The organism is Microcoleus sp. N9_A2 (assembly GCF_036701775.1).
In the GTDB taxonomy this organism is placed as follows: Bacteria; Cyanobacteriota; Cyanobacteriia; order Cyanobacteriales; family Microcoleaceae; genus Microcoleus.
Map to the genome: position 1 here is coordinate 46960 of NZ_JAUBRH010000001.1, position 19192 is coordinate 66151.

Annotated in this window: 13 protein-coding genes, 1 tRNA gene and 1 pseudogene; 9 read left to right on the forward strand and 6 right to left on the reverse strand. The window is 45.6% G+C overall.

The features are described from left to right. Positions 1 to 59: 59 nt before the first annotated feature. From QUA44_RS00210 to QUA44_RS00220, 3 genes are all read right to left on the reverse strand, one after another. The gene (locus tag QUA44_RS00210) at positions 60 to 1877 is read right to left on the reverse strand and encodes an ATP-binding protein (RefSeq protein ID WP_333247456.1); all 1818 of its coding nucleotides are present in this window, start codon (positions 1875 to 1877) and stop codon (positions 60 to 62) included. Then, positions 1874 to 3409 (reverse strand): DEAD/DEAH box helicase, encoded by a 1536-nt coding sequence (locus QUA44_RS00215; protein WP_333309437.1) that lies wholly within the window; start codon positions 3407 to 3409, stop codon positions 1874 to 1876. Before QUA44_RS00215 ends, QUA44_RS00210 begins: the two co-directional genes overlap by 4 nt. A 174-nt stretch (positions 3410 to 3583) precedes the next feature. Further along, positions 3584 to 4735, reverse strand: coding sequence for an aminotransferase class V-fold PLP-dependent enzyme (locus QUA44_RS00220; RefSeq protein WP_333247452.1), 1152 nt, complete (start codon positions 4733 to 4735; stop codon positions 3584 to 3586). A 292-nt stretch (positions 4736 to 5027) separates the two neighbouring features. Here QUA44_RS00220 and QUA44_RS00225 point away from each other — a divergent pair, with 292 nt between their 5' ends. The 5 genes from QUA44_RS00225 (at position 5028) to QUA44_RS00245 (ending at position 10116) form a co-directional block, all read left to right on the forward strand. Beyond that, positions 5028 to 6875 carry a TM0106 family RecB-like putative nuclease gene (locus QUA44_RS00225; RefSeq protein WP_333247450.1) on the forward strand — a complete coding sequence of 616 codons (1848 nt, stop codon included), beginning with the start codon at positions 5028 to 5030 and terminating at the stop codon, positions 6873 to 6875. A 66-nt stretch (positions 6876 to 6941) separates the two neighbouring features. Continuing rightward, positions 6942 to 8069, forward strand: a complete 1128-nt coding sequence (locus QUA44_RS00230) for an esterase-like activity of phytase family protein (protein WP_333276330.1) — start codon at positions 6942 to 6944, stop codon at positions 8067 to 8069. Positions 8070 to 8125: 56 nt separating this feature from the next. Continuing rightward, positions 8126 to 8199, forward strand: a tRNA-Asp gene (locus QUA44_RS00235). A 141-nt stretch (positions 8200 to 8340) separates the two neighbouring features. Next, positions 8341 to 9027, forward strand: a complete 687-nt coding sequence (locus QUA44_RS00240) for a Uma2 family endonuclease (protein WP_333309440.1) — start codon at positions 8341 to 8343, stop codon at positions 9025 to 9027. A gap of 216 nt (positions 9028 to 9243) precedes the next feature. Then, the gene (locus tag QUA44_RS00245) at positions 9244 to 10116 is read left to right on the forward strand and encodes a DUF4339 domain-containing protein (RefSeq protein WP_333247445.1); all 873 of its coding nucleotides are present in this window, start codon (positions 9244 to 9246) and stop codon (positions 10114 to 10116) included. Positions 10117 to 10128: 12 nt separating this feature from the next. Here QUA44_RS00245 and QUA44_RS00250 read toward each other — a convergent pair whose 3' ends face one another. Then, on the reverse strand, positions 10129 to 10338 hold the full coding sequence (locus QUA44_RS00250; protein WP_333247444.1) for a hypothetical protein: 210 nt from the start codon (positions 10336 to 10338) through the stop codon (positions 10129 to 10131). Between the two features lie 98 nt (positions 10339 to 10436). Continuing rightward, entirely contained in the window at positions 10437 to 10919 is a 483-nt protein-coding gene (locus tag QUA44_RS00255) for a DUF393 domain-containing protein (protein WP_333247442.1), read from the reverse strand. A gap of 333 nt (positions 10920 to 11252) precedes the next feature. Between QUA44_RS00255 and gltX the strand changes: the two are divergent. After that, a pseudogene (gltX, locus tag QUA44_RS00260) lies at positions 11253 to 12686 on the forward strand (glutamate--tRNA ligase); the annotation flags it as partial. A 354-nt stretch (positions 12687 to 13040) separates the two neighbouring features. Then, positions 13041 to 13475, forward strand: coding sequence for a CAAD domain-containing protein (locus tag QUA44_RS00265; protein ID WP_333247537.1), 435 nt, complete (start codon positions 13041 to 13043; stop codon positions 13473 to 13475). Positions 13476 to 13559: 84 nt separating this feature from the next. Here the strand turns inward: QUA44_RS00265 and QUA44_RS00270 are convergent, their stop codons facing one another. Then, a complete protein-coding gene (locus QUA44_RS00270; RefSeq protein ID WP_333247440.1) occupies positions 13560 to 17216 on the reverse strand; it encodes a CHAT domain-containing protein in 3657 nt (1218 codons plus the stop codon). 729 nt (positions 17217 to 17945) lie between these two features. On the opposite strand from QUA44_RS00270, the gene QUA44_RS00275 reads away from it, so the two are divergent. Together QUA44_RS00275 and QUA44_RS00280 are read left to right on the forward strand one after the other, a co-directional pair. Next, positions 17946 to 18374: a hypothetical protein gene (locus QUA44_RS00275; RefSeq protein WP_333247439.1), complete on the forward strand. Its 429-nt coding sequence runs from the start codon at positions 17946 to 17948 to the stop codon at positions 18372 to 18374. 6 nt (positions 18375 to 18380) lie between these two features. Further along, positions 18381 to 19076, forward strand: coding sequence for a hypothetical protein (locus tag QUA44_RS00280; RefSeq protein WP_333247437.1), 696 nt, complete (start codon positions 18381 to 18383; stop codon positions 19074 to 19076). The last annotated feature ends 116 nt before the right edge of the window (positions 19077 to 19192 follow it).

Sequence of the window (19192 nt, forward strand, 5' to 3'; positions counted from 1 at the left end):
AGTGGCGAAGCTAAATTGTGAACTCTGAACCCCTAGCTAAACAAGGATAGAGCCTTCAGTTATTCCTCACGCTCCAGAAATTGTCGAGCCATACGTCCCCAATCAACACGAGTATCCTGTGCTTTTTGCCCTCTAGATGCAGAATGATAAAGCTCCTCATCCTCGTACCGAGCCCAAGCCATCAGTAATAATTTCAAACCTTCCAGAGAATTTGTTAGACGAGAGCGAAGTGTTTCAGGGTCTACGCCTTCTACCTCCTCTTCTAAAACTCCGACAAGATGTTTGTAGGCAGGATGGTGTGTGTTCAAAGTTATAAGAATTGCACCTCCTCTGGGCTTTACAGAAAAGAAAGCGGCTGTTTCTATGTCTCCACTTGCCCAAACGTACTTCGAGCCATCAGAAATAGTTTTTGCTGCCAAATCTTCAGAGCTCGTTTCACTGACACCTGTATCGATTAATGTGATTTGAATAATTTCCTTTCGCTCCTCCGAAGCGAGTGACTCATCCTTGTCGCTCTGCCCTTGGTACCCCTCCTTTTTCCTTTCCTCTGTCACGTCAGTTGCAACTTTTTCCGCAGAAGATCCTTGATGCCGTTTTTTCCCAGTGTGTGAATTTGGTGTTTGTGCATCAATCAGCCTTCGCATGATTCGTATTTGATTATGGATTTTCTGGGCAATTTCTATTAATGGGCCTCTGGGGTCTTCATCTTGGGTTAGTTCGTCTTTAAGCTGACTAATTGTTTTTCCATCTTTTAGCATAGATTCGATATCTAGATTCGCCAGTTCTGAGAAGTTACGAGCAGATTGCTTATTGTTTGTGACCCCAAACAAGTCGTCAAGTGCTGGGGGAAATTCAATTTCGACCCCCCACCATCGCTCTGTAGCTCTCTTCTGTGCCCAAGACTGGTCTAGTTCCAATTCACGCTTTGCACGAACCATTGAAACTCCTACATTTTTCTTGGCGTGCTGTCCGTGCGGAAGGTTGCCAGGATTATTACCAGGACGTGCTTCTTCCTTAGCATAAGAAAAGCGAATTTTTACCTCGTGTTTCTGGTCACGAAACTCAATGGTAAAGGTGGCTTCATAGCTATCTTCTCCCCACGGTCTAAACATTGGTATTTTGTCGAAGGGCTCAGGGCAAGAAGTTTCTGCCATGAGATAACCGGGATCGTTAGGCTGTGCAAATTTTTCTACCATTTTATTTCTGTTGGTAGGTTCATTAATATCAAAAGTTGCCATGCGAATGACTACTTCTTGAGTCTCTAAAAATTTTCTATACATTCGTCCAATCACGAGTTCTGAATTTTCGATGATTGCCTTACCCGTCTTCCACATACAGCGATCGATATTTGACCAGACTACTAATGTTCCTGTCCTCCCAAAACCTGTTGTTACTTTTTCCCAAATATCAGGGATATTGCGCTTTTGAGGCTCTGGAACTTCAGCAAGCTGCTTGTTTTTGATTTCATTCAAATCTAAGTATGTGTAAATTGCATTTTCTACACCACTCTGCCAAGTCCAAACCTCCACCCGTTTACATTGGGAAATGGAAGAGCATGGCAACCCCATACCAAAGCGCCCCATTCCTGTATGTTTTTCTTCTGCTAGATGAGTTCCATTACCGAACTGTAAAGCCATTCGCAAAACAGTGGAATCCATGCCGCTGCCATTATCTAAAACAGCAATTTGATGAATGCGAGAGCTAAGTCGCTGTAGCTGAATTTCTTGCTCAGCACAGAGAACTTCTACGCCAGTAGCTTCTGCCTGAATTGAATTATCTATGAGTTCTGCTAGTGCATAGGCTGCGTTTTTATAACCGTTGTCACGCATTGCCTGAACCACTAAATGTACCGGAACGATATCATGTTGTTGTGTCATTTTAATTTCCAAACGTCTTCCCAATTATTAAAGGCATCGGCAACACTGCCAAAGCCAGGTAAGTCTGTGTCTACTACAGTAACAATCTCAGCGCTTTCATTGCCACCTGCTTTAAGTCCGCGAATAGCACGTCCAACCATCTGGCTATATAAAACAAGCGACTTGGTGGGACGAGCAATCACGGCGGCACTGGTTCGCGGGGCATCAAACCCTGTTGTAAGAACGCCATAATTACAGATAATCTTAGTTTCTGGATTGTCATCTTTAAAACTCGCGATGATTCGCTCTCTTTCTGAAGCAGGAGTCTTGGCAGTTACAGCAGATGCTTGCCAATTTCTAGCTTTCAGCACAGCGGCTAGAAGTTTTGAGTGTTCTACAGATATGGCAAACACTAAAATACGCTTGTGATTCTTAGCTAAGTTTTCAATTTCCAAAATAATGCTGAGATTGCGCTGTTCGTTTTCAGCTAGGCGAGTCAGGATAATTTTTGGTAACTCTAGCTCTTCTTCAATACGCTTCAAGTCGTTATTAGATAAATTCAATCCACTCTGATTTAACAACGAGCGGTATTTGACTCGTGCCAAGTATTGCTCTGAAACTAGGTAGTCTACTGGATTATCGTAGCCAGGAACCTCCAAAGTAACCTTGCACTGTGCAAAGAATTCCGCTAATTCTTCGTCAGCACTAATGTCTGCCCAAGTGCGGCCTGGTGTCGCTGTTAACCCCAGCATTGCTGTATTTTCGTATGGTAAAACGAGAACATCTAAGACTAGCTTGTAAGTTTCTGCAATTGCTTGATGGGCTTCATCAATAATGACAAGAGAGGAACGATAACCTAATTTGTTAATGAATTGGATGCTACGTTTAGCACGACTGTAAAGCTTGGAAAGACCTGCAACTACTATGCCATCCCGCACCTGATCAAGATCGAGTTCGTGGTTTCCCCAGAAACGATAGATGGGTAAATCTCGATCGCCCAAGTATTTCCAGGCGCGTTCAAACTCGGCGGCGGCTTGTTCGCAAAGTTCTTCACTGTATGCCAGCCATACGACTAAAGTAGGCTCTTGCGATCGCAGGCGATCGGCGATAATGTGCATTGCCGTGCGTGTCTTTCCCGCTCCGGTGGGCATATGAAGCAGAACACGCCGGGGTTCTTTTTGGAGATACTGTTTGACTTTGGCTGCTGCACTACGCTGATGACCAAACAAAGCGTATTGAGGCGCAGCCAGCTCCGATGAGGGTGTTTCTTCAGATTCCTCAGTTGATGGCACAACCAATTCAAAAAAGTCGAAAAGGGCACGTTCGCGATCTGAGCCGCGACGTATTTTGACTTCTTTCAGCGCTTGAAAGACATCTTTGTTGTCTGAAGCTGACAAAATTGTAGCGAGAATTTCAGCTTGTTTGGGTCGTAATAATTCAAATAGGATAGTGCGAGTGTCTTTTGATAAAAGCAGGCTTTCACGAGAATAAATACTCACCAAAACTTCACGCAGATTAGTGGGAGTTGCTAGGCGACTATCTAAAAGCTTCACTAAACTGAAAGCTGAACTGCCAAATAGACTCTGTAACGTTTCTTCACTGGCTCGTGACAGTATCTCATCAAAATTCAAAGGATGCACCCCTCGTATATATAATAATCGTCATAGCTAACAAGCTAAGCAGGGCAGCTCATCATCTTCGCTGCCAAGTAAGTTCTATAGCTAACTTTATTGATTTGCGATCGCCCCAACCAACTTATCAATCTCCGCCTCAGTGGTAAAATAGTGAACGCAAGCCCGCACGCAGTCAGGATTCAGAATTGTCCGCACCATAATTCCCTGCTTTTCCAACAAATCAACTAACTGCTTGTGCGGCATCCCATTAGTCAATCGAAACGAAACTAAACCAGCTTCCGGCGCAGATGTCCGCAAACATTCTACATGACTTAGTTCCGACAAACATTCCCAGAGATACTTACTCAAACGGCAAATTTCTGCATACCTTTCCTCAACAGTTCCCCATTCATGCTGAAGGGCGATCGCACTTCGCAAACCCGCATACAAAGGATAAGCCGAAGTCGCAATCTCGTAGCGCTGCGATCCAGCCTTCCACCCCAGAACTTTAGCATTAGTATCCGTCACAATTCCCCGCCAACCGATAAACACAGGATGCAAATCTGCCAAAGCCGCCGCACTCACATAAAGCCCGCCCAAACCTTCCGGGCCGCACCACCATTTATGACCAGTAAAAGCATAAAAATCAACCCCAGACTCAATCAAATCCAAAGGTAAAACCCCCACAGATTGAGCCGCATCAACTAACACTTTTACTCCTGTTTGATGACAGAGATTCACAATCTCAGTCAGAGGCAAAAATTGACCAGTATTCCACAAAATGTGACTGATAACCAACAACCGAGTATTTGGCTGCAAACTATCAGCAATTACCTGCACTGGAGATCCTTCATTCAAAGTTGCCGCCAACGGACAAAACGAAACCTCAATGTTGAAACGGCGCTGAAGTTCCATTACACTAGCTACAATGCCCGGATGTTCGCAATCAGAAATCAGCAAATGGTCGCCTGCTTTCCAATCAATGCCCCACAGCGCAATATTGCAGCCCACGGTGACATCCTCAGTCAGGGCGATGGTTTCAGCAGGTACGGCCAACTCAGATGCGATCGCCCGTCGCGTCAGCATCGCCTCCTGAACCACCCAAGCCCCCACCTCCCCCGAAAACGGCCCCCCAAGCTGCACCCGCTTGTAAGCCTCATAAATCGCCTCTAAAGCAGACTCAGGCAGCGGCCCTTGTCCGCCGTAGTTAAAATAAGCTTTATTGGCCAAAGCTGGGAATTGTTGTCGGTGAGTGTCCTTTGTCATATTTTCTGGGGAATTATTGATAACGTTAATATTGCATAAATGTCGATCGTCAAAAACCTCTCTAACAAAGGCTTCTTCTTCCTTCTTCCTCCGCTAGCATCTCTTTTGGGCATTTGTAGTGCTATTTGAACACAGTAAGTCGTCCTGAAACCTACTTTTTAGATGCCGCATAAATCCTCCCGACCAATGACCAATGACCAATGACCAATGACCAATGACCAATGACCAATGACTAATGACTAATGACTAATGACTAATGACTTCTAATTATTCTATGCCTTGCAAACACTAAATGTTAATAACAGACAAACTGCTACTTTCCTACCAGCGATGCAATCTCAGAGCATTTTTAGACACCTGCGGAGACTGGAAACAACTAGATCCTCCCAGCGACTTTTTGCTGAAACTGATGCGCGACAGCGGGACGTATCAGCAGCAGGTTTTAGAACACGAAACTTACCAACAACCATCATATCCTAGAGGGGATTGGGAAGCTGGGGCGGCTGCTACTTTGAGTTTAATGCAGCAAGGGGTCGATCGCATTTATCGAGGAGTTCTTGTCCAGGGTGAATTGGGCAAAACCCAGGGTGTAACAGATTCTATAGTAGAAATTGACGGTCAATATTCCCCCGCAAGTGGCGAAATTTCCGAAACTCCTGTTCATCTTTCCTCCTCAATCCTGCACTATTCAAACATTACCCTAGTCAGTCGCCCGCATTTATTGCTCAAACAGCCCGGACAATCAAAATTTGGTGATTGGAGTTATGCTACTGCGGATATTTGGCTTAGCAAAAGACCGAAACTAGACTATCAAATTATCGCAGCTTTTAACGCCCAAGTGTTAGCTTCCGTGCAGGAAAGAATGCCCGATTATGCGTGGCTGATGCTGCGAAAAAAAGGGCTTTGGCAAGTTAATCTCGATCAGCGAACTCCTCAGATGTTCGAGATTTTAGATGACTGCATTCAGATGATCGAAAATCGGGATAAACCAGAAGTGTTCATCTCCCGCCAAAAGTGCACTCTTTGTGGTTGGTATACTGTCTGTCATGCCGAAGCTGAATCTATTAAACATCTTTCTTTATTGCCGGGAGTCACTGCTGGCCGCTATGCTAGACTAAAAACTCTCGAAATTACTGATGTAGAATCTCTCGCTAATGCTAGTTCTGCATTGCTTGCTGATTATCCAGAATTTCCCGATGGAGTGGCTTTTGATGTGGTGCGGCAAGCTCAATCTCATTTGCTAAATCAACCGTTGTTGCGAGAGGAAGGAAGTTCGGCAACGGATTTTGTAACGGATGTAACGGATGTAACGGATGTCAGGAAGAAGGAAGAAGGAAGAGGGAAGAAGGAAGAAGGAAGGCACGACACGGATACAGGGATTAACGATCGAGAAGAACGTAGAAGTGAGAATTCAGAAAAACTTAACTCATCTGAAATAGTACCAGATATTGTAGACAATATCTTGAATGACATCGCAATTGAGGAAGTAACAATTAGAGAAAACAAACCGGCCACATCTTCTATACCTGCGCCAATTCTCCGCAAGAAACCAATTCCGTATTCCCAATCTGTCTTTTTGCCGATCGCCCCAATCGAACTCTACTTTGACATTGAAGCGGAACCGGAGATGAATTTAGATTATCTCCACGGAGTCTTAGTTGTCGATAGGTACAACAAAACTGAAAAATTCCACGGTTTTCTGGCAGAATCAGCAGCAGAGGAAGGTGCAATTTGGGAGCAATTTTTAGAATTAATGTGGGCTTATCCTATTGCTCCGATTTTCCACTTTTGCGACTACGAAGTCAAGACTTTTAAACGCCTAGCAAGACTTTACAACACTCCAGCTTATTTGTGGAAACCAGTGCTGAAACGGTTTGTAGATATTCACAAGCAAGTGACACAAAAAGCGATTATGCCGGTGGAAAGTTATGCACTCAAACCTATTGCCCGCTGGCTGGGTTTTGACTGGCGTGATGCTAAGGCTAACGGTGCTCAGTGTGTCTGTTGGTACGATGATTGGCTCAAAACTGGCGATCGATCGATCTTAGAGGCGATCGTCCGCTACAATGAGGACGACTGTCGCGCTACTTACGTAGTTAAAGATTGGTTGACTAATTTTTTGCTGTATCAGAAACAGTGATTTTATGATTAAACGAACCGCGAAGGCGCAAAGGGTGCGAAGTTAGAAAGAGAAGAAGATAGTAAGATGCGAAAGTCAGCAAAAATAATTATATTTATTTCCTGTTTTTTGATAGCAGCAATTGTGGCAATTTTAATAAATTTGTCAGTCCAATCTTTCGCCCTTACCAAAATAGATTTTATTGGCAGAGCAATATTTCCTACTGGTTCTCCGTTTCAGGGGACGGAGATTGGCGGACTTTCGGGGATTACTTACGATGCCGAAAAACAAGTTTATTATGCCATTTCGGATGACCGCAGCAGCAAGAGTCCGGCGCGTTTCTATACTCTCAAAATAAATTTGAAATCGGGTAAATTGGAAAAAGACAACATTGAATTTACTGGTGTCACTACTTTATTAGATGAAAAGGGCGAAAGTTTTCCGAGTTTAAGTTTAGATCCAGAGGGGATAGCTTTTGCGGGCAATAGCGTGTTTGTTTCTTCGGAGGGAGATGTCGATCGCAACATCAATCCTTTCATCAAAGAGTTCTCCCTCGATGGTAAACTCCTGAAAACGCTGGCAATTCCTGAACTGTTTTTGCCCGACGACAAAGGCAGTAAAGGCATCCGCAACAATCTATCATTTGAAAGTTTAACTTTAACGCCCGATCGCAAATACCTATTTACAGCTACCGAAAACGCCTTGGTTCAAGATGGCGCCGTAGTTTCCCTCGAAACCGGGAGTCCGTGCCGGATTTTGCGCTACGATGCGGTGAGCGGCAATCCAGAAGCATCGTTTCTCTACATCACCGAACCGCTACCCGCTGGTGCGAATCCTGTGGGAAAATTAACTAGCAACGGTTTAGTGGATTTGTTAGCGATCGACGATAACCGCTTGCTGAGTTTAGAGCGTGCTTTCTCCCTGGAAACCGGCGTTACTGTTAAACTATTTGAGATTTCTCTGGAAAAGGGCGATCGTATTGAAACGCTCGAAAGTCTCAAAAGCCGTCTGGGCGAGGTTTCTCCCGCTCAAAAACGGCTGCTGCTGGACTTGGAAACCCTGAAAATTCCCCTAGACAACATTGAGGGGTTGACATTTGGCCCGGTGTTAGGCGATGGTAGCAGAGGTCTGATTTTGGTGAGCGACAACAACTTCAGTCCCCTGCAAGAGACTCAGATTTTGGGATTCCAAATAAAAGTTCAAAAAACCTCTTGACAAAAGGTGAAGTTATAGGCATAATAGAAATTGTGCCTGAAAAAACGGCAAAACGAGGGACAGTAGTTCAATTGGTTAGAGCACCGCCCTGTCACGGCGGAAGTTGCGGGTTCGAGCCCCGTCTGTCCCGTTCTCTCGTAAATCGCAAGTTTAAGGCTTTAATAAACCTGTTTGTGGATTAAGTTCGTTTGTAGTAAGGACTTTAGTCCTCAAAAATGTAAACAAGGACTAAAGTCCTGAGTGCGAACTTATGATAGTTAAATAACCGGACATGATTAAGGAGTGGGAAAATATGCTCGTTACGCCCATTAAGCCCTCACCGGAAAAAACTACACAACGGATAGTATTATCTAATATCAGTTGGCAGACTTACGAAAGCTTATTAGCAGAAGCGGGAGACAAGAGATCCTCGCGATTTTCGTATTCTCAAGGAGTCTTAGAAATTATCATGCCATCAGACTTGCATGAAACAATTAATTGTTTACTAAAACGGATTGTTACAGCTTTGACTGAAGAGTTGGACTTGAAGATTAAGGGATTTGGTTCGACGACTCTCAATCGTGAAGATTTAAAACAAGGTGCAGAACCAGATTCGTGTTTTTATATCCAAAATGTCGATCGCATTCTAGGGAGAAGGCTTGACATCTCAACAGATCCGCCGCCAGACTTGGTGATAGAAGTTGATATTACCAGTCCTTCTTCTAATCGGTTTGTAGTTTATACACAGCTAGAAATTCCTGAAATTTGGCGGTATAGGGGAGACGGCGTACAAATTTATCAATGGCAAAATCGGGAATATATTATCTGCGATCGCAGTCCGACATTTCCCATCCTTTCTGTCGCAATGCTCAATCAATTTTTGCAGATGGCAGAAACTCAAGATGATAATGCCATAATTCGGTCTTTGCGTCAATGGGCAAGGGAGCAGTTGCGATCGCCCGAATCAACTGAGCAATAATACTTAACTTACAGCACTTGTCTGGTAATATGAGTTAAAAAAATGCGACTGTAGGCAAACTCCAAATGCTTTCAATAGAATTACATTGTATTCAGTCCCTCGCTCTTCTTAAAATTATCTGCGTTGCTCTCTGTTGCATCTGCCTTAAATCTGTGGCTGACCTATTAATCAAATATTTATGCAATTAATGTTGAGATCCCTATCAAACCCAACTTTATGAAAATTCCATCGTGGCCCACGTGGCTCCCTTATCCTATCTCATGGATTAGGGCTTTTGCGCTCAATTTCATTCTTGTCTCTCTGTTCCAATCTCACGTCCCTTTCCGGCACAGTAGTGGCGTTTTGGTCGCCTTAGTTGGGGCTTGGGTTACAGTACCGTTTCTGTTTGCTTTCTTCCATTGGACGATCGCCTTTGTTGTAACATTTTTGCTGGCACACCTGCCGACGCACTCCAAACTCGACCTTCCTCGTAAGTACCTGGAAGATCGTTTTCTCGGTTTAAAACGATCGCACTGGAGAGAAGGGCTAAACGCTTTCATTGTTACCTTTGTAGCGTTTATTGTTTCAGCTTTCCTCGTGTCTTTGGTACCTGTTCCCGGCAAACAAGTTACTTACGAATACGATCTTTATTTGTTGAGGCAAGCGACACTTCGACTAAGGTTTGACTTGATTCCGGTCGGAATGGTGATAATTTCAGCCTACCTTTACCAGTACGATTTATGGGCGCGCCAGCGTCGCGCTGCCAAGCAAGCCGCTAAAACCAAAGCTCAAGAACCGGCAAAAAGACGATCGCCCAATTCCAACTTAACCCCAGTCAATCCAATTGAAGTGGAACTTAATCAGCTTTCGGCCGAATCCGGCGACGCTCGCATGAGACCGGTAAGGCGACCATCACCAACCCCAAAACCTCAACCAGAAAAACCTCAGTGGTATGTATTCCGCTCCGGTCAACCTGAAGGCCCTTATACCAAAGATCAACTGAGAGATATTCAAAAAATTACTGATCGCACCAAAGTGCGGCGCGGACAAGCTGAGTGGATTCGAGCCGGTGAAATTCCCGAACTGGCAAATTACCTCACTCAAAAATGAGTTCGATCGTACTCACAGATGCGAGATCATAAACGGTCGGGCGATCTGATATGTCAAAACCAGGACGATCGGCACTAGGATCGGAATAGCAACCAACAATCCCCATTTACCAAACCTCAACTTTTGACCGTCCGATTTAAACAGGACAATCACAGCGATAATTCCCATGACTACCCAGAGGCCGCCAAAGCCCATGAAGACTGTATATCCTGCATCTTGCATTGTTTTTACCTGCTTTCGCTCAATCAATCTTTAATGTTAGTTGCAGTGGGTTCCTGCTGAAATCTGCAAATCGGTCGATCGAACTTATTAAATATGACTCATTTTGAGTTGGGTTGGCAGCGGCCTTGACTTTCGCACTCGATCCGCTGAGTTCGATCGCTCATAATAGTTGCTAAATCCTGCCTTCCCGTCAACCTCAGCCGCCAATCTGCCCAAATTCCGTACAGCCAATTGGCGATCGCCCCAACAATCGGCAATTTAGTCACAGCATAAATCCATCCCATACCCAAAATCTCATAAGTGCGGCGAAAAACCTCCACATTTTTAACTGTCGTACCGTCGGGTAATATCGCGTGAATCCGGCCCATCGCCGTTTCGTAGTCGATTCCGCCGTGGGCTTCCGGGTTGTAACCATCCTCCGCAATATCCACAAACGACACTAAATCTCGCCCCGCGTCGCGTTTTTTCAAGAAATTCACCTCCCGCACGCACAGAGGACATTCACCGTCGTACAGCAACTCGATTTGCCAAGCAGGCTTAACCTCAACAGATTCGGAAAACTCAGTTTTAGCAGCAGACATAGGGAAATATATTTTAATGTGGTCGATCGCACACAAACATTTTACAAGAATTATTTGGTAGCCCTACGACAGTTATTTGCGCGGTAAAAAATAGTCCCAAAGGTGAATCCAGTCTTGGCCGCCCGCAATGCTAATATCATCAAGATGCCCTCTGGTGAGTTGCCGGAGACTTTCGCCCGATCGCCCGATCGTCTATGATCGAGCAATTCGAGGCAAAGCACCTGCCAAGCACAACTGTTAATTCGGCAACAAAGTATAATAAAATTTAAAGTCTTAAACATCAGCTATTCCCCCAACCAGCAAATCGCCCCCAATCTAAAAGCAAAAATCTACATGAATGTCAGAGTCCGTCTAGCCCCCAGTCCCACCGGAAACCTACACATCGGTACCGCCAGAACCGCCGTATTCAACTGGCTGTTTGCCCGCAACCAAGGCGGCAAGTTCATTCTGCGGGTAGAAGACACAGACGTAGAACGTTCCAAGAGCGAATACACCGATAACATCCTCGAAGGACTCACCTGGCTGGGTATGAACTGGGACGAAGGCCCGAGTTTTCAGTCCGAGCGTCTGGAAATATACCGCCAAGCAGTCCAAACCCTTCTAGACAATGGACTCGCCTACCGCTGCTACACCACGTCGGAAGAACTCGACGAAATGCGGGAAGCACAAAAAGCCAACAAACAAGCCCCCCGCTACGACAACCGCCACCGCAACTTGACAAGCAAAGAGCGCGCAGCTTTTGAAGGCGAAGGGCGACAAGCTGTGGTTCGGTTTATCATCGACGACGATCGCACAATTTCTTGGAACGACATGGTGCGCGACACCGTAACCTGGAAAGGTAGCGACCTCGGCGGCGACATGGTAATTGCCAGGGCATCCAGCGGCGGCGTCATCGGCCAACCACTCTACAACCTCGCCGTAGTTGTCGATGACATCGACATGGCCATCACCCACGTCATCCGCGGCGAAGATCACATCGGCAATACTCCGAAACAAATATTGCTCTACGAAGCTTTGGGCGCGACAATCCCAGAATTTGCCCACACGCCACTGATTTTAAACTCCCAAGGGCAAAAGCTTTCTAAACGCGACGGCGTAACCTCGATTTCTGACTTCAAAGATATGGGCTACCTGCCCGAAGCTTTAGTTAATTACATGACTTTGCTCGGTTGGACTCCGCCGGATTCAACGCAGGAAATATTTACACTGTCGGAAGCAGCAGAATTATTTACATTCTATCGAGTCAACAAAGCCGGTGCAAAATTTGACTGGGATAAACTCAATTGGCTTAACAGTCAATATCTCCACAAAATGCCAGTACCGCAATTGACAGATTTGCTGATACCTTATTGGCAGAAAGCCGGTTATGAGTTTGACTCCGAGGCAGACCGCCCCTGGCTCGAACAAATAGCTGCTTTGATCGGCCCGAGTCTCGTTCGCTTAACCGATGCTGTGGATATGTGCAAGTTGTTCTTCTCCACCACGGTGGAATACGAAGAAGAAGCCCTCGCACAATTGCAGCAACCAGGGGCTGCACAGGCTTTACAAGCAGTTGTAGAAGCGATGGAAACTCATTCGTCCCTGACATCAGCGGAAGCTCAGAAAATCACTAAAAAGCTCAGTAAAGAGAAAAATCTTAACAAAGGGCTAATTATGCGATCGCTCAGAGCAGCCCTGACAGGTGCAATGCACGGCCCCGACCTGATAGAATCTTGGGTAATCCTTCACCAGCGGGGGACGGCTAAAACCCGCTTGCAAGAGGCTATTAGCAACTTGAATTTGCCACTTGTTGGTGTCGCGGCCGAAACTCCTGCCCCAGAACAACAAAACGCGGAAACTGCAACCGAAACTTCTGTCGCACAACACCCGGCAGCGGAAGTTTCACCAGCCGAAATACCGACTTCAGCACCAGAGGTTTCAGCAGTCGAAATATCGGCTCCTGAAGCAGTGGCGGCGGAAGTTACAGCAGTCGAAATACCGACTTCAGAAACAGGCGAAGTGTCGGCTCTCGAACCAACCGACGGGGAGGTTGCAGCAGTCGAAATACCGGCTCTTGAAACAGTCGCAGCAGCAGTTGAAATACCTGCCGCCAACCAGCAAAAAACTATTGCGAGTGGAGAAATGACTTCATCAAACGAACCAGAAACAACCGTTATCATCACCGAAATTCCAGCCGAAAATGAAGCAGACAGTTCGATCGGTACAACAAAAGTCATAATTACCGAAGAACCGCCAAGTCAGGTCCAGCAGATCAAAGAACAAATTATCTCAATTTTGTCCGAGTTTCCCGCTTACATCGGTAGCTTTTACGAGCAGTACAAAAGTCCCCTGACAGTTGTCGGTGTAATTATAGCCTCGATTGTCTCTTTGAAAGTGCTTTTGGGGATAGTAGACGAACTCAACGACATCCCTCTGCTAGCACCCACATTCGAGCTAATTGGTATCGGATACACTGGGTGGTTTGTCTACCGCTATTTGCTGCGATCGTCCAATCGGCAACAATTAGGTCAAGAAATTCAAGCCTTGAAAGAACAAATTTTTGGCAAAAAGTCCTAATTTTTGCTGTAATTTGTTGAATTTGCGCCCGACATTGACAATTTTAAATAAGTTGTTAGTGTCGGGTTTTTAAATGACTAATAACTAAACCCCAGCAGCAGTAAAAGCCGCCCAATAATAAGGATTAGCAAAAGGATAGGGTTTGCGGTTGCGAATTTGCTGCAAAGATGCCTCAGCAATAACGCGAGAACTTTGAGAAAGCCGATCGAACATTTGCGAAATTTGAGGTTGAAAATCCGCCAGCAACACCTCCAATTCCTCGCTAGTCAAATCCCGCAGCCACCTTTGAGCGTCCCCCAGGGCGATCGCCACATCTCCCACCTGCAACCGAGAAAACCGTCCCAGATTTTCATAAAACTTGCTCGTCAGCAGCAGCGTAGAAACATCGTTCACCTTCCAAAGACTGCTAACCACACTAGACGTGCCAGCATACAACAAACCCGCCGACAAACCCACAAAATCTCCTCCAGCACCGCTAACTCCGCCAGCGGCCATTTCGCAACCCGATAAAGTAACTAAAAAATATTGCCGAAAATCCAGATTAAAAATTTCCTCCAAACTCAGAGCATCATTCCTCAAAAACACGGCAGATTTCAGTGGCCAAGCCAAATTAAGCAAACTCAAACAAGCAAAATGAGCGCATTTTTTCTGCTGCAACTGCCCTATTTGCTGGGGCAAATTCCCATTATTAACAGACATTTCTGGGGAAAAAGCCTCTTTAATTGCCGGCTTATGGCGCACAACTTCTGTACTGGCAAAATACTGGGAAATCTTGCCGATTTCAATGTTGCTGTAGAACGCATCTCTGGTGAAAGTTGGAATTGCCAAAAGGTGCTGCAAACCTGGTCTGTACCGACCCATAGCCGCTCCGTGTGCACTTTGTCTCAACAGCAATAGCTGACAGCTAGGAGCATAGCGAATTCCTCCGGCAAATCGATCGATCAAATAAGCAGCAGGCGCTGCAACGTCGCCAAAAGACGAACTTTGAGAAAAATCCGAAAGGCTGTACGTTTCCACATCAAAACCGCTGCGATCGCTCCACCCAGATCTAAAAATTCCCCCACCATCCTCAAACCCGTCTCTCCCCGCCAAAGGCAAAGCGTGGAGTGGCAAAGCGTGCAAAAATCGGTGCGGCACAAAAATCAGCCGATCGCAATTATCGGGAATCAGCGCCACCACTCGATCGATTTCCAGCATCGTAGCCAAGCGTTTGAGGCGAGCCGGGAGATGATTGATCCAGCGACCTTTTTGTTCAGAATAAGCGGTGAGGTACTCCTGGCCCCAACTTTCGGCAGCCAAAGCATTTTCCGGCGAACACAGGTGAACGGCGGGATATTGTGCAGTCTTTACCACCACAAAAGCCACCAGCAACTCCCCCAAACTCGCCCATACCACAGCAGCGCAATTGTCATCAGGCAACAATTGGCGAATTTGCTCAAAAGCGATCGGTTCAACTTTGTGAGCTAGGCTGAAGAAAGGATCGTTTGCCTGCACCTCCCGCGCAATCAACCTATCAAACTGCTTCCACAATTGATTTAAGTGCATGAAGTCCGAGTTCGGCAGTAGAGAACCGCTGCTCAAACCTTGACTATCGCCCTCAGAAATCAAGGTCGTGTTCGGCTCAGGTTCTCCCTGTTCTTGGTGCCGCTGTTCCCCCGCTATTTCCAGTTGCAGCGACTCCAACTCGCTTCGCACCGCTGCAGGAATTTCGGCTTTTGGAGTCAAGTGGCATTTAACCAGCAGTTCTACCAAATTCCGGTTTTTGTGGCGTTCGGCGTATTCCAGAGCCTTAGCGTAATATTCAGGTTGGCTAGCGCCGAGTTCCAGACAAACTTGCACCAGGCATTTATAGAGTCCAGCCCAGGTGCGGGTTAATTTGACTTTTGCGGTACTCGTCTGATCGCCAAAATCGACTGTATCAACCCCAACTTCGCAACGCAAGAATTCCACAGTATCGACAGCAGCAGTCAAAACCCCGTAGGCGCGAAGCAAGTCGCCACGAACTCGGTAAGCTTGACCCAAATAAAATAAAATTTCAGCCCAGCGGTGGGGATAGGTTTCGCGAGTGTAGACTTGACAGGCGCTGTGATAGCAGCCGATCGCGCTTTCCATGTGAGACAAGTTTTCCGCCTCCGTCAGTTGCGAATAAGCCCTGCCGAGATAAATTTGCAGCATTGCCCAGCGGTTGGGATATGCCTGCCTGGTGTAGACTTCGCCCGCATTTTGATAGCAGGCGATCGCGCTTTTGAGGTTGCGGTTTTTTTCCCCTTTGACGTGTTCGCAGAAAGCGCGGCCGAGGTAGGCACACAGCATTGCCCAGCGTTCGGGAGATTTTTGGCGGTTGCAAAACAGCAAAGCATTTTGATAGCAGGCGATCGCCATTTCCAAATTTTCGGCTTTTTCCCCTTTCACCCGCCGACTGTAGATCCTACCGAGGTAAGTTTGGATCGAAGCCCAGACTTCGGGAAATTTGATGCGGGTGTAGACTTGTAAAGCATTTTGATAACAGCCGATCGCCATTTCCATATTTTCCACCGGATCGCCTTTGATGCGATCAACAAACACCCGGCCCAAATTCCTTTGAGTCGTCGCCCACTGCTGCGGAAAAGCTTCCCGAGTCCGCACCTGCAAAGCTCTCTGATAGCACGTAACCGCGTATTCGAGATTTTCAGCTCGGTTGCCCTGCAGCAACTCGCAGTAAGCATTTGCCAAATTATTTTGAGTTGTGGCCCAACGCCGGGGAAACACCTTGCGGTTGTAGACTTGCAAAGCATTGTGGTAGCAAGCGACTGCCAGTTCCAGATTTTGGGCTCGGTTGCCCCGCAGTCGGCGGCTGTAAGCACGGCCGAGATTGTTTTGAGTGCTCGCCCACTCTTGCCCGAAAGGCTCGCGGGTGCGAACTCGCAGCGCGTTTTGATAGCAGGCGATCGCCTGTTCTAGATTGTCTGCCGGATCTCCCCTGAGACGCTCGCTGTAAGCGTTGCCCAGATTGTTTTGCAGCGTCGCCCACTGTTCCGGGTACTGTTCGGGCGTGCGTACTTGTAGGGCATTTTCAAAGCAAGCGATCGCCTGTTCGATATTTTGAGCCTTATCACCTTTGGGACGATCGCTATAAGCGTTGCCCAGATTGTTTTGCATCACCGCCCATTCTTGGGGGAAGTCTTTGCGGGTAAACACCTTAGCAACTGTTTCGTAACCGGCAATTTCGATTTCCAAGTTATGAGCCTTGCTGCCGAGGGGAAACCGCCCAATTTTGTTGCTCAGATTGCCGATTAACGCTGCAATGCGCCTAGTCTCGGATTCTGTGGCTGCAGGGAGCACTAAAATGGCCCAGTGGCGCAGCAGTTGTGCGAAATTCTGGTCGAGTTTGTCTAAATTGTTTCTCAGCAGCGAGTATAGGTGCTGCGAATCCGCGCCGCGCGCCACTGCCTGCAATACTTCTGCTAAAAAAGCCAGATAGGCTGCCCCGGTTGCGGGCAATTTATAATTCCCTTTTGCAGATTCTAAGGGTGCGATCGCCCTTTGGAAAAATTTTGCAGCTTTCAGCAAGCTTTCTCGCGTCAGTGCCACTTCTTCCAAATAAAGCGTTTGCACGAACCCAAAGTCGATCGACTTTGGGTTCGTCCTCAAAATCAAATCTATTCCTGAGTCGCCAGGATTTTCCAGCAGCGCTTGGAGCATATTAACATCAGTTTTGCGACGCTGTTCGTCCATCGTGCATTCCGCCAAACTATTAACCATAGGAGCGCTGCTTCCGTGCAACCAATTAAATCCAGAAATCGGGAAATTTGAATCCCTAATTCTATTTACCCTCCTTTCGACTTAAAATCAATGGTAGGTGTGACTTGTTCAACCTAAATGAGTAGTAATATTCAAGGATTGCTAGCCTAACCCCCTTGTTAGTATAACTGAGTACACTTTTTGAAGCATCAATCAAGAAGAGTTGACGATCAAATAACTCTCTTAGCAAAATATCCAACCAATTGAACTCGCTGCGACACAAATTTTTGTCTGCTTGACAAGGACTAACGGGACTTAGACATTTTAAGGCCCCTTTAGGGCTGAAAACCTATCTGGACAAGCAAAATAGGTTGATGACCTAAAAACGCCTGAAACCTTTGTACATACTAGATTTATGCCTATTCGAGCTAAAAGTCTTTCTAGCTCTGGGTTTGACGCCATTTTAGCTTCTGTTTTTGTCTAAGTCCTGCTCATTAGCTTGATATAGTTTTACAATAGGTCTAAATATAGTCGTCTTCAAAGGACTTACATCGGCTTGCGGCCACGCAGGTACAAAGAAGCTGGGCTTCATCAAGAAACCCAGCTTCTAGTGTATGATTTATCAATCAGGAATCTGCTGTAAGTTTCTATCGCCACAATACTTGACCAATCTTAATATAGGCAGGAGAATTTGCAAGGAGCACACAAAAAGATTTATGGAAAGCGACTAGCTGTTACTTTGGAGAACGAGTGGAAGAGGGACGAGTTCTCGCAATAGCTACGTATGTTGATCGGCGACGCATTTGTTTTCTGCTCAAGGGAAAAACAATAGGTCAATGGGTTCCCGAAGAATCTTTATACGGATCTGTTTCCTCCGTAAAAGCCGAAAAAGAAACTCAAAAAGAAGCCAAAGATGATGTGAATACACTGATAAAAATTGTCAAAGAGCATAAACAAATTGTTGAAACCCAAAGCGTCCACATCCCAGAGATATCATTTTTCCTACAAACAATTATTAGTGGGCTTGAATTTGGAGCAAAACTTGTCGTAGATCCTCTATCTTTCTCATATAAAGTGGTTATTACTAATTTGCTAGAAGCCCTACCATCATTAGTAATTGCGGTTAAAAATAAAATATTGAAGGAGGTTAATGAAATATGGAGTCGAGCTTGGAAATAAAGGGTTTTGACCACACTAATTAAAGGTGAAAAAGTTAATTTTAGTACATCTAAGAAAATAGTAGATCAGTTAAGGATTGACTATCCTGATGAAACCAATCATCAACTTGCAGAACGCATTGTTTTTGAGAAGGCTGTGTATACAAGCATTACCGGTTTTATACAAGGCTTAAGTAGAAGTTGTGCAGGTAAGCTTCCCGAAGCAATTAGTGATTTTATTGCAGGGAATAAAGAATTTGAAACTCTGCATCAATTACTCAATAGTCGTCTAGTTAATTTTTTTGATACCAATAGCTTGCTGGTAGAGATGATTTACCAAATTTCTCTTATTTATGGTATGGAAAGCGGTGAAGGTGATATTTTAGTCATTTTAGGTGCTTCCTTTACCAAACCAAGTGCTGATTTCTTGGGAATGCAATTCTTGATTGGTTCAGTCTCTGATATAAATCCGCTAGTACCACCAGTCAAAAATATGTTGGTATTTATGGAAGTGGGTAACATTGCTATTAATTACTATAAAGCTAAAAAAGAAACTGGTAAGATGCCAATAGATTCCTTAGAAGCTTTATTATCATTAGAGAATCAAGCGTTTGCTTATTTAAAAGAAACATCGTCAAAAGGCCGCGAACTAGAGCAAGTTTTAGCTAATGCTATTTCCGTTGAGGCAGTTGCTGTTCCACAATTATTTTCGGCTACAAGCTAAATTGTTGAGAGAGTACAGCGGATTGTAACTTGATAGGTACTTCTATAAGGCGAGAGGTTTTTTTTCCTCTGGTTGTACCTATGCGACAGCAAGCCGCTGTAAGCGATAAGAGTGGG

Bases quoted from the DNA above. Each gene is read 5' to 3' on its own strand.
- QUA44_RS00230 (WP_333276330.1), top strand. From the start codon at position 6,942: ATGCGAAAGTCAGCAAAAATAATTATATTTATTTCCTGTTTTTTGATA.
- QUA44_RS00270 (WP_333247440.1), bottom strand. From the start codon at position 17,216: ATGGTTAATAGTTTGGCGGAATGCACGATGGACGAACAGCGTCGCAAA.
- QUA44_RS00220 (WP_333247452.1), bottom strand. From the start codon at position 4,735: ATGACAAAGGACACTCACCGACAACAATTCCCAGCTTTGGCCAATAAA.
- QUA44_RS00265 (WP_333247537.1), top strand. From the start codon at position 13,041: ATGACTTCATCAAACGAACCAGAAACAACCGTTATCATCACCGAAATT.
- QUA44_RS00255 (WP_333247442.1), bottom strand. From the start codon at position 10,919: ATGTCTGCTGCTAAAACTGAGTTTTCCGAATCTGTTGAGGTTAAGCCT.
- QUA44_RS00250 (WP_333247444.1), bottom strand. From the start codon at position 10,338: ATGCAAGATGCAGGATATACAGTCTTCATGGGCTTTGGCGGCCTCTGG.
- QUA44_RS00210 (WP_333247456.1), bottom strand. From the start codon at position 1,877: ATGACACAACAACATGATATCGTTCCGGTACATTTAGTGGTTCAGGCA.
- QUA44_RS00245 (WP_333247445.1), top strand. From the start codon at position 9,244: ATGAAAATTCCATCGTGGCCCACGTGGCTCCCTTATCCTATCTCATGG.
- QUA44_RS00240 (WP_333309440.1), top strand. From the start codon at position 8,341: ATGATTAAGGAGTGGGAAAATATGCTCGTTACGCCCATTAAGCCCTCA.
- QUA44_RS00225 (WP_333247450.1), top strand. From the start codon at position 5,028: ATGTTAATAACAGACAAACTGCTACTTTCCTACCAGCGATGCAATCTC.